Source organism: Kitasatospora sp. NPDC002965, from assembly GCF_040611255.1.
Lineage (GTDB): Bacteria > Actinomycetota > Actinomycetes > Streptomycetales > Streptomycetaceae > Kitasatospora.
In genome coordinates this window covers 1-11,231 of sequence record NZ_JBEXNT010000210.1, presented here as the reverse complement: position 1 = coordinate 11,231, position 11,231 = coordinate 1, and the positions used below count along the sequence as shown (strand labels likewise).

Here is an 11,231-nt window from a genome sequence, read left to right as displayed (position 1 = left end):
CTCAACCTGGCGGCCCTGACACGGGCGTTCCTCGAAACGGCGTCCCTGTCGGTCAGCGGGTCCGGCGCACGCGGCGGCGGGAGGGATCCGGGACCAGTGGTCAGACGGCGACCGTGGTGCCCGCGGCGAGGGAGCGTTCGGCGGCCGCGAGGATCTCCACGGTCCGCAGGCCGAAGGCGGCGGAGCAGGGGTGCGGCTCACCGGTGCGGACGGACTCGTCGAGCGCGTCGAGGGCGCGGTGCAGGGCCGCGATCGGGCCCTCGCCGCGTTCGGGCAGGTGGACGGTGCCGGCCTCGCCGCGCAGCTCCATCCCGGTGCCGCCGCCCGCCACGGGGACGGTGAGGCTGAGCGCCAGGGTGCTGGACGCGCCGCCGACGTGGCGCAGCACGAGGTGGACGGTGTCCAGCGGGCCGGCCACGGCCGTCAGGGAGGTGACGTCGCCGAGGATCGGGAGCAGCACGGAGAGGGCGTGCGGGCCGACGTCCCAGAGCGCGCCCTTGTCCTTGCGCCAGGCGGAGGCCGCGTACGGGCTGGTGGAGTCCGGGGCGAAGACCGAGCCGAGCCAGTCGGAGCGGCCGGTGAACCAGCCGCCGGCGGCGGCCTGCGCCTCGATCCACGGGATCTGGTCGCCGCCGAAGCGGACGGTGAAGAACACCACCGAGGCGACGCCGTTGCGTCCGGTCGCCTCGACCACCCGGCGGGCGTCGGGGACGGTCAGCGCGACGGGCTTGTCGAGCAGCAGGTGGCAGCCCGCCTCGGCGGCCCGTACGGCGAGGTCCGCCTGGACGGTCGGCGGCAGTGCGATGGAGACGGCGTCGACCTCGGCGAGCAGCCGGTCGAGGTCGGCGTGGCCGGGGACGCCGTGCTGCGCGCCGAGCGCTGCGGCGGCCTCGGGGCGGCGGCCCCAGACTCCCGCGAACTCGAAGGCGGGGTGCTCCGCCAGGACGGGTGCGTGCACCCGCTCCGCCCAGGGGCCGGTGCCCAGCAGTCCGATCCGCATGGTGGTCTCGCTCCTCGGTCGTGCGCGGGTGTTCGGTCGTGCGTCGATGTCGATCTCGTGTGCTGCCGTACTGTGCCGTACCGCCATGGTGCTCGACCGTACTCCGCCGCCCGGTCGGGTCCGTGCCCGGTGGGTACCGTGCCCGGTCGCACGAAGGCCGCCGTCGCTCCCCCGGGGCGGCGGCGGCCCTGGCCGGCGGGTCAGTCCGCGACGGGCCCGGCGGGTGCTGCGGCGGTCTGCGCGCCGGCACCCGGTGCGGTCGCCGTCGCCGTGGCGGCGGCAGTGACCGTGGTGGCGGCCGTGGTGGTGGTGGCCGTGGTGGCGGCGGCAGTCGCCGACGGTGCTCCGATCGGGGCCTCGGCGGCCGAGGCCGCCTCCGCCGCCGCGTCCTCCGCCTCACGGGCCCGGGCGGACTTGGCGGCGCGGCGCTTCATCAGCCAGGCCGAGAAGGCGCCGCCGAGGGCGGCCAGGAGCAGGCCGATCCAGGAGAACTTCGACAGCCACTGCTCGGCGACCTTGCCGACCTGGTAGACGAGCAGGGTCGTCCCGCCGGCCCAGACGATGCCGCCGAGGACGTTGGCGATCAGGAACTTCCAGTACGGCATCTTGAGCGCGCCGGCGAGCGGCCCGGCGAAGATGCGCAGCAGGGCGATGAAGCGGCCGAAGAAGACGGCCCACATGCCCCACTTCTGGAACGAGCGCTCGGCGCTGGCCAGGTGGTCCGGGCCGAAGTGCTTGGGGAACCGTCGCCCCAGCTTCTCGAAGAGCGGCTTGCCGCCCTTGCGTCCGATCGAGTAGCCGATCGAGTCGCCGATGATCGCACCGAGGATCGCGAAGACCGCCACCCAGACCGGGCTGACCACGCCGCGCGCGGCCAGCAGCGCCGAGGACACCAGGGCGATCTCGCCGGGGAGCGGAATGCCCAGCGACTCCAGTCCGATGATCAGACCTACAAGGGCATACACCGCGCCCGGTGGCACGCCCTCGATCCAGGCGTCGATGTGCAGCAAGGCCAGTACCTCCGTGGCAGGACGAGACCCACGGCAGGCCCGGTCAGGTATCCGCAGCCCGCGCGCCGGTCTCGACGTCGTCCGAATGGCGGCACCAGGCCGCTCCCCGAGAAGGCAGCCTAACGTGCCGGGCGGCCCGTCCCCCTGGCCGATCACCCCTGGTTACGACGCGTGGCGGCCTGCGGCGGTTCCGGCGTCCCCGGGAACCGGGCCGCCCACCGCGCCTCCACCGCGCCTCCGCCCGGGGACTCTCACCGGCCCCGTGCAGCCGCCCCCGACCCGGCACCGGCCGGGGGCCCCGGCCCCACGACCCGGTCGGCTACGGCTGCACGGGGCGGTCCGCGAAGTCCACGACGGTGACCGAGGGGCGGCGGTCCGCCAGCGGGGGAACGGCGAGGGCGATCGGGAGCAGGGCGCCGACGAGTCCGCGTCCGCCGGTCGGCCGGACGTCCCGCACCGCGGCCACCGCAGGACCGGCGCTGCGCAGCTTGGCCCGCTCGCCCGCGTCCATCGCCCACGGCATCGGGGGCGCCTCGTAGCCCCGGGTCCGCACCCTGCCGCTCAGGGTGAGCCGGCCGAACCAGCGCGGTACCGCGTCCAGGACCAGCGAACCGCCCGGGAACCGCTCGGCACAGCCCGCGATCAGGGCCCGCACCTGGGCCGGCCGCAGGTACATCAGCAGACCCTGCGCGGTGATCAGCACCGCCCGGCTCCGGTCCACCTCCTCGGCCCAGCCGAGGTCGGTGACGTCGGCGGCCACGGAGCGCCGGCGCGGCCCGGGCGGCAGCAGTTGCTCCCGCAGGGCGACCGACTCGGGCAGGTCCACCCCGATCCACCGGGCACGGCCGTTGTCGACCCGCCAGTACTGGGTCTCCAGGCCCTCCCCCAGGCAGACCACGGTGCCGCGCGGCTCCCGGGCCAGGAAGTCCGCCACCTCGCGGTCGAAGCAGGCCGCCCGCAGCGCCTGCAGCTGGGCCTGGACGCCGCTGGTTCCGAAGCGCTCGGCGAACGGGTAGTCGATCCGGTCCACCAGCTCGACCGCCTTCGGGTCGTGCAGCACCGTGTCCGGCCTGCGCGCCTCGACGGAGCGCTGGTAGAGCGTCCACAGTGCCGTCTCGGGGACCGCCGTCAGATCCGGACGTTCCATGCTGTTCATCACTCGGTCGTTCCTCTGCATCCTCGGACCCCGGGACGGACCCGCCGATTCTGACACTGCCGGGGGCGTGAACAGAGCGCGCGAAGCCCCGGCGCGCCGCCACGCGCGACCGTGCGCACCGTGCCCGGGACGCGCGCCCGGTCAGCCGACGCTGAACGCCCCTTCCGGCGGGGGCGGGGAGTCGGTGGCGGTGGCGTCCGTCACCGGCTCCGTCCGGGCGACGAAGGCCGCGAGGTCGGCGCCGTCGGTCAGCCGGGCCGGGAAGATGTCGCCGGCCAGCCGCCGGACCAGGTCGGCGACCGGCAGCGGACCGGTCGAGCCGACGAGCAGGATGTTGCCGTACCGCCGCCCGCGCAGCACCGGCGGCTCCGCGATCAGGCAGGCCTCCGGGAAGACGGCCCGCACCGTCGCCGCCTGCGCGCGGGCGAAGGCGAGCGGCGGACCGTCCGCGAGGTTGGCGGCGTAGCAGCCGCCGGGGCGCAGCGCGGCCGACGCCAGCCGGAGGAACTCCACCGAGGTCAGGTGCCCGGGGGTCCGCGAACCGTGGAAGACGTCGGCGACGACGAGGTCCAGCGAGCCTGGTGCGGCCTCCGCGAGCGCCGCCCGGGCGTCACCGACCACGGCCGTGATGTCGGCGCCCGGCCCGTGCCAGGGAAGGTGCTCCGCCACCAGCGCGAGCAGCGGGCCGTCGACCTCCACCACCCGCTGGCGGGAGCCCGGACGGGTGGCGGCCAGGTAGCGGGGGACGGTCAGCGCGCCACCGCCCAGGTGGAGCGCGTCCAGCGGCTGCCCGGCCGGGGCGAGCGCGTCGACCAGGTGGCCGAACCGCTGCGTGTACTCGAACTCCAGATGGGTCGGGTCCCCGAGGTCGACGTAGGACTGCGGGGTGTCGTCCAGGGAGAGCAGCCAGCCGCCGTCGTGGTCGATGTCGGGCAGCAGCTTGGCCTGCCCGAGGTCCGTCCGCCGCACGACCGGTACGGGGTCGTCGTCCACGGACGGTCTGGGCGTGTCGGGCATCTCGGGCATGACGGCAGCATAGGCGGCTTGCCCGAGTCGCCGTCACGCCCGAGGCTACCGGCCGGTATCGTCGGGGTTCCCGAGGCAGCGATACCGAGCAGAGATTGGGTGCGACTGGACATGGAGTTCCGCGAAGACATCCTGGGTGCCCCCTACGAGGCGGTCGAACTGCCGCTCCGCCCGGACGAGGAGGGCGAGGTCTCCGCCACGCTCGTCCGGCGGCTGGTCCCCGGTTCGGACCGGGCCGTCCTCTACATCCACGGCTACAACGACTACTGGTTCCAGACCCACCTGGCCGACCACTACGCCGCCGCCGGCTTCTCCTTCTACGCGCTCGACCTGCGCAAGTACGGCCGTTCGCTGCGACCGCACCAGTCCCCGAACTTCGTCCGCGACCTCTCCACCTACGACGAGGAGCTCGACGAGGCCGTCCGGGTCGTCCGGGAGCTGGACGGGCACACCCGGCTGCTGATCAACGGCCACTCCACCGGCGGCCTGATCGCCGCCCTCTGGGCCGGCCGCCGCGCCGGGCGCGGGCTGGTCGACGCGCTCTTCCTCAACAGCCCCTTCCTCTCCATGCCGGCCGCCCCCGCCGTCCGCACCCTCGGCGCCCCCGCCCTGGACGCCCTCGGCCGCTTCGCCCCGACCCGCGTGCTGCCGTCGGCCCTCAACCCGCACTACGTGCACAGCCTGCACCAGGACCACCGCGGCGCGTGGGACTTCGACCTGCGTCTCAAGCCGGCGGAGGGCGTCCCGCTGTTCGCCGGCTGGCTCGCCGCCATCCAGCGCGGCCACCGCGAGGTGCGGCGCGGCCTCGGCGTCGAGGTCCCGATCCTGCTGATGGCCTCCACCGCCTCGATCTCCACCACCCGCTGGCACAACGCCCTCCACCACGCGGACGCCATCCTGCGCGCCGACGACATCGCCGCCGCCGGGCCCCACCTGGGCCGCCACGTCACCATCGTGCGCATCGAGGGCGGCATGCACGACCTCGTCCTCTCCGGCGAGAAGGCCCGCACCCAGGTCTTCGCCGAACTCGACCGCTGGCTCGACGCCTACTTCCCCCTCGCCGTGCACTGATCCCTCGCCGCACACCGGCCCTCGCGCTGCACCGGCCCCCGTGCTCCGACGGCCCGCGGCCCGAGGACGCGTGACCCGTTCGCCTCCGTGTCTCCCCCTCCGCCGGCACCCGCTCGGGTGCCGGCGGAGTCGTCTGCGCGGGCGCGGCCCCGCGCGGTCCCGGCCGTGGGGCCGACCGCACCGGCGGGCGGCGGCCGGGCGGACCGCGACCGTCCGGATGGCGGAGCCCGTGCCACGGGAATACCCCCCGCCCGCTCCCCCGTGCGCCTGCTGTGCGCCCGTGAATCTGTGGAAGGCTACCCGGGCCCCTGTCACTTCCCTTGCCGAGAAGGCGAGTTGAGGAGCCAGCATGCCGCACGGACACGGCCCGCACGACGACCACCAGGACGGACACAGCGACCCCTCCCTCTACCGCACGCCCGCCGAGGCGATCGCCGCGCCGCCGGAGAAGCTCGCGTACGTCGCCGGGTTCGACCGGTCGGCGCAGCAGCCGGACGCGCTGATCACCGTCGACGCCGACCCGGAGTCGCCGAGCTACGGGCGGGTCCTCAACTTCACCGCCATGCCGGGGGTCGGTGACGAGCTGCACCACTTCGGGTGGAACGCCTGCTCCAGCGCGCTCGCGCACGCCTGCCACGACAACCCGGAGCGGCGGTACCTGCTGCTGCCCGGGCTGCGGTCGTCGAAGCTGCACGTGCTGGACACCCGACCGGATCCGGTGCGGCCACGGCTGGTGAAGACCGTCGAGGCGGAGGAGCTCGCGAAGAGAGCGGGCTACTCGCGGCCGCACACGCTGCACTGCGGACCGGACGGCGTGTTCCTCTCCTGCCTCGGTGCGGCGGAGGGCGCGGACGGGCCCGGCGGGGTGGCGCTGCTCGACCACACCACCTTCGAGGTGCTGCGCCCCTGGGAAACCGAGCGCGGACCGCAGAACTTCGCCTACGACGTGTGGTGGCACCTCGGGACCAACGTGGGTGTCACCAGCGAGTGGGGCACCCCGTGGATGGTCGAGGACGGCGTCGTCCCGGAGCTGCTGCTGGGTCGCAAGTACGGGCACGCGCTGCACTTCTGGGAGCTCGACTCGGGCCGGCACCTTCAGCGGATCGACCTCGGCGACCAGTACCAGATGGTGCTGGAGCTGCGCCCGGCGCACGATCCGCAGGCGGAGTGGGGGTTCGCCGGGGTGGTCACCAACGTGGAGGACCTCTCCGCGTCGGTCTGGCTCTGGTACCGGCAGGGCGAGGCGTTCACGGCGCGGAAGGTGATCGAGATACCGGCCGAGGAGGCCAAGGCCGAGGACCTGCCGCCGGCCCTCCAGCCGTTCGGCGCGGTGCCGCCGCTGATCACGGACATCAACCTGTCGGTCGACGACCGCTGGCTGTACGTCTCGGCCTGGGGCACCGGCGAGCTGTTCCAGTACGACGTGTCGGACCCGTTCCACCCGCGGCTCACGGCCTCGGTGCGGCTCGGCGGGGTCGCGGCCCGCACGCCGCACCCGGCCCAGCCCGGCCGACCGCTGAGCGGGGCGCCGCAGATGGTCGAGATCAGCCGGGACGGTCGGCGGCTCTACGTCACCAACTCGCTGTACGGGGCGTGGGACGACCAGTTCTACCCCGACGGGATCGAGCCGTGGATCGTCAAGCTGGACGCCGACCCGGAGGCGGGCGGGCTGACCGTGGACCGGCGCTTCTTCCCGCACGGCGAGGAGTTCCGCGGGCTGCGCGTGCACCAGACCCACCTGGCGGGCGGGGACGCCTCCTCGGACTCGTACTGCTACCGGTAGTCCCGGGCGGGCGCGGTCGCGGTCGCGGTCCCCGTCGCTGGTTGCGGTCCCGGTCGCGGTCCCCGAGCAAAGGTGTCGCGGCCGTTGGCGGGCCCTCCGGCGGCGGTGCCGAAGGGCCCGCCGCCGGTCGCCCTGGCCGCCGGCGGCGGTCAGACCCGGCCGAGCACCGGGTCGTGGTGGATCCGGCTCGCCGGTAGGCCGTCGGCGGCCAGCCTGGTCCGGACCTCGGTCACCAGGCCGGCCGGGCCGCTGACGCAGACCAGGTGCTCGGACCAGTCGCCGGCCCGGCCGACCGCCTCGGCGAGCCGGCGGCCCGGGCCGGCGCCCGGTCGCCCGCCGGCCGCGTCGTCGGCCACCGGCACCAGTTCCAACCAGGGCTTACGGCCGCCGAGTTCGGCGAGCGACGGCCAGTCGTAGAGATCGGCCCGGGCCCGGGCGCCGACGAAGAGGTGGACCCGGCGACCGCGCGGGCGGTGCTCGACCAGCTGCTCGACGATCGCCTTCATCGGGGCGAGTCCGGTGCCGCCGGCCACCAGCAGCAGGTCCCGGCTGTCGTCGTCCGGCATCAGCGTGCCGCGCGGCGGCCCGAGCCGAAGCCGGTCGCCGACGGCCGTGTGCTCCACCAGCGCCTCGCTGACGCCGCCCGGGCCGGTGCGGCGCACGTGGAACTCCAGCTCGTTGTCGGCGCGCGGCGCACAGCCCATCGAGTACTGCCGCCAGGTGTGCGGCAGCCTCGGGTGCTCCACCGTCCCGTACTGGCCGGCCCGGTACGGGTAGGGCTCGCCGGTGCGGACCCGCAGCACGGCGAGGTCGGGTCGGCGGCGCTCGTGGCCGACCACCACGGCGTGCCAGTACGGGGGTTCGGTGAGCGCCGACTCGGCGCCGGCCACCATCGCCTCGACCGCGAACCGCAGCATCCGCACCCAGGCGTCCTCCAGTCCGGCGCTCCACCGGGATCCGGCCCGGTGCCGGATCGCCTCGCAGAGGGCCTCCTCGAAGGCCTGGTAGTGAACCGGCCGGACCCCGAGCTTCCGGTGGTCGCGGCCGAGTTGGGCGAGCGTGGCGGACAGCTGGGCGGGCCGGTGCAGGTTCTCGACCAGGTAGTCGAACATCCGCTCCAGGTGGACCTGCTGGAACTCCATCGAGTCCGGGAAGAGCGCCCGGAGGTACGGGCGGCGGCGGAACATGCACGCGTAGAGGTGGTCGATCAGGTCGGCGAACGGGGCGACCAGGCCGAGGGTGCCCATGATCAGCCGCTGGTCGGCGGCGGCGTCGAAGTCCCCGGCGTCGAGGTCCCCGCCCGTACCGGCGTCGAGGGCGCCGGGACCGACGCCGCCGGGGCGCGAGCCGGGACGGGCGTCGGGGAAGGAGTCCAGCGGGGACGACGCCGGCGTGAGGATCTGCCGGCGAAGGCGCATGGCATGGTGCCGCGCGATCAGGCGGTCGTACTCGGTGGTGGTGCTGCTGATCTCCATGACCGGCAGCCTAACTACCCGTCAGTTACATGACAGGACAGGCCCGTTCACGCCGTCGACCGGCAACGGACCCGCCCCGACCGGGTTTCGGGCAGGCGGCGGCCCGGGGGTGGCTCCCGGTCCAGTAGACGGCAGGACGCGTCACCGGGAAAGGGCCGGTGGTCCCGGCCCTCCCGGGACCACCGGACCAACGACCCCGCAACAAAGAGGACTCCCGACCCATCGCCGCCACGGCCACGGCCGCGCGGCTACCGGGGTGCCGCCATGACGGCACGCTTCCGGGAGGACCGGTCGTCCCGACGGGCCCCGGCCGCCGGCAACGTTCGGACGCGGGGGCGGCGACGCCCGGACGCGGGGGCGGCGACGCCCGCCACGCCGGGCGGGCGCTGCCGGCAGGGCCGCCGGACTCCCCGGAGAGCTACACCGGCGGGGTCGGGGGCCGTCCCGGGTCCCCGTGCACCGGCGAGGCGTCCGGCGTTGGCGCACCGTCCGGCCGGACGGCCGGCGAGGACGGCCGTGCCGGCCCGGTCGCGGTCCAGCTGGCCAGCAGCCGGAGCGACTCGGCCGACGGCGAGCCCGGGTCGGCGTGATAGGCGACGAGCACCTGGTCCGCCTCCTCCGCCGGGCGCAGCGTCTCGTAGCGCAGCGTGAGCCGGCCCACCACCGGGTGGTGCAGCTCCTTGGTGCCGTGGCCCTTGTCCCGGATGTCGTGCGCGGCCCAGAGTCGACGGAACTCGCCGCTCTTGAGGGAGAGTTCGCCGATCAGCGAGGTCAGTCTCGGGTCGTCCGGGTCGCGGCCCGCGTCCAGCCGGAGAATGCCGACCACGTCGGCGGCCTTGGTCTCCCAGTCCAGGTAGAGCTCGCGGGCGGCCGGATCGAGGAAGACCTGCCAGGCCATGTTCCGGTGCTCCGGCGGGAGCGCCGCGAAGTCCCCCGCCAGCGCGTTGCCGAGCGGGTTCCACGCGATCACGTCGAGGCGCCGCCCGAGCACGTAGGCCGGGACGCTCTCCATCGCGTCCAGCAGCTGCTGGAACTCGGGGCGGATCTGCTGCGGGCGGGTGGAACGGCCGCGACCGGGGCGGCGGCGCGCGGGCTTGGTGATGCGGCGCAGGTGCTCGCGCTCGGCGGAGGAGAGCCGCAGGGCGCGGGCGATCGCGTCCAGGACGGCGGCCGAGACGTTCTCCCCGTGGCCCTGTTCCAGCCGGACGTAGTACGCCGTGCTCACGCCCGCCAGCTGGGCCAGCTCCTCCCGGCGCAGCCCGGGGACCCGTCGCCGGCCGCCGTAGTCGGGCAGGCCGACGTCGGACGGCTGGAGCCGGGCACGCCGGGACCGGAGGAATTCGCTGAGTTCGGTGCGCTGGTCCACGTCTGCAGTATGCGTGCGACCGGGCTCCCGGCGAGTGCTGGAAGGTGATACTGCCGGTGGTAGGAAGGCCGTGCCTACGTTAGGCACTGGTCTGTCTACCCCGGGCCGCCGGACCGAGCCTTGAGGCATGACGAACACCACGGTCACGGACACCATCCACACGAACGCCGAGGCCGGCGACGTCGAGGCCGCCCGCACCGAGGCGGGCGGCAGCACCGTCGCCGCGTACGCCGCCCCGGCCCCGAAGGCCCCCCTGGAGCGGACCACCGTCCCCCGCCGGGCGCTCGGTGCCCACGACATCCTGATCGACATCGCCTACGCCGGTATCTGCCACTCGGACATCCACCAGGTCGCCGAGGACTGGGGTCCGGGGATCTTCCCCATGGTCCCCGGCCACGAGATCGCCGGCGTGGTCGGCGAGGTGGGCCCGGAGGTCACCCGCTGGGCGGTCGGCGATCGGGTCGGGGTCGGCTGCTTCGTCGACTCCTGCCGGGAGTGCGACAGCTGCCGGGCCGGACTCCAGCAGTACTGCACCGGTGGGAGCGGCGCGGTCTTCACCTACAACGCGGTCGGCCGGGACGGCGCGCCCACCTACGGCGGCTACGCCAGGCAGCTGGTGGTCGACGAGAACTACGCGCTGCGCATCCCCGGGGCGCTGCCGCTGGACGTCGCCGCGCCGCTGCTCTGCGCGGGCATCACGCTGTACTCCCCGTTGACGCGCTGGGGCGCCGGTCCCGGCCGCAAGGTCGCGATCGTCGGTCTGGGCGGCCTCGGCCACCTGGGGGTGAAGATCGCCCGCGCCAAGGGGGCGGAGGTCACCGTGCTGAGCCAGTCGCTGCGCAAGCGCGAGGACGGGCTGAAGCTGGGCGCCCACGACTACCGGGCCACCTCCGACCCGGCCACCTTCACCGAGCTGGCCGGCACCTTCGACCTGATCGTCAACACCGTCTCGGCCGACCTCGATCTGAGCGGCTACCTCGGGCTGCTGCGGACCGACGGCACCCTGGTCCAGGTCGGGGCGCCGGAGAAGCCGGTCTCGATCAACGCGCACGCGCTGCTCGTCGGACGCAGGTCGCTGGCCGGCTCGATGATCGGCGGCCTGCCGGAGACGCAGGAGATGCTCGACTTCTGCGCCGAGCACGGCATCGGCGCGGAGATCGAGCTGATCCGGGCGGAGCAGATCAACGAGGCGTACGACCGGGTGCTGGCGAGTGACGTGCGGTACCGCTTCGTGATCGACACCGCGACGCCGGTTCCAGTACACCTTGGCGATCCGCCAGGCCGGCCCCAGTTCGGGCCGGTACGCCCCGTCGGCGGCCAGCTCGTGGGCGCGCATCGCGACCC

9 protein-coding genes are annotated in these 11,231 nt (G+C 74.6%); 3 read left to right on the top strand and 6 right to left on the bottom strand.

Annotation, left to right across the window (positions count from 1 at the left end):
- Positions 1-100 precede the first annotated feature (100 nt).
- The 4 genes from ABZY91_RS39900 to ABZY91_RS39885 form a co-directional block, all read right to left on the bottom strand.
- Entirely contained in the window at positions 101-1,000 is a 900-nt protein-coding gene (locus ABZY91_RS39900; RefSeq protein WP_329948252.1) for a Gfo/Idh/MocA family oxidoreductase, read from the bottom strand.
- Positions 1,001-1,200: 200 nt separating this feature from the next.
- Positions 1,201-2,010: a DedA family protein gene (locus ABZY91_RS39895; protein ID WP_355408904.1), complete on the bottom strand. Its 810-nt coding sequence runs from the start codon at positions 2,008-2,010 to the stop codon at positions 1,201-1,203.
- A gap of 319 nt (positions 2,011-2,329) precedes the next feature.
- Positions 2,330-3,166: a class I SAM-dependent methyltransferase gene (locus ABZY91_RS39890; protein ID WP_329948221.1), complete on the bottom strand. Its 837-nt coding sequence runs from the start codon at positions 3,164-3,166 to the stop codon at positions 2,330-2,332.
- Positions 3,167-3,307: 141 nt separating this feature from the next.
- A complete protein-coding gene (locus ABZY91_RS39885) occupies positions 3,308-4,183 on the bottom strand; it encodes a fused MFS/spermidine synthase (protein ID WP_355408906.1) in 876 nt (291 codons plus the stop codon).
- A 120-nt stretch (positions 4,184-4,303) separates the two neighbouring features.
- On the opposite strand from ABZY91_RS39885, the gene ABZY91_RS39880 reads away from it, so the two are divergent.
- Both ABZY91_RS39880 and ABZY91_RS39875 read left to right on the top strand, forming a co-directional pair.
- Positions 4,304-5,263 carry an alpha/beta hydrolase gene (locus ABZY91_RS39880; RefSeq protein WP_355408902.1) on the top strand — a complete coding sequence of 320 codons (960 nt, stop codon included), beginning with the start codon at positions 4,304-4,306 and terminating at the stop codon, positions 5,261-5,263.
- Positions 5,264-5,612: 349 nt separating this feature from the next.
- Entirely contained in the window at positions 5,613-7,046 is a 1,434-nt protein-coding gene (locus tag ABZY91_RS39875) for a selenium-binding protein SBP56-related protein (protein WP_329880856.1), read from the top strand.
- Positions 7,047-7,195: 149 nt separating this feature from the next.
- Here ABZY91_RS39875 and ABZY91_RS39870 read toward each other — a convergent pair whose 3' ends face one another.
- Together ABZY91_RS39870 and ABZY91_RS39865 are read right to left on the bottom strand one after the other, a co-directional pair.
- Positions 7,196-8,521 (bottom strand): globin domain-containing protein, encoded by a 1,326-nt coding sequence (locus ABZY91_RS39870; protein ID WP_355408900.1) that lies wholly within the window; start codon positions 8,519-8,521, stop codon positions 7,196-7,198.
- Positions 8,522-8,939: 418 nt separating this feature from the next.
- Complete coding sequence (locus tag ABZY91_RS39865; protein ID WP_355408898.1) at positions 8,940-9,887, bottom strand: helix-turn-helix transcriptional regulator; 948 nt, start codon at positions 9,885-9,887, stop codon at positions 8,940-8,942.
- Between the two features lie 127 nt (positions 9,888-10,014).
- Here ABZY91_RS39865 and ABZY91_RS39860 point away from each other — a divergent pair.
- Positions 10,015-11,231: NAD(P)-dependent alcohol dehydrogenase (locus ABZY91_RS39860; protein WP_355408896.1), on the top strand; the 1,217-nt coding region annotated here is incomplete at its 3' end.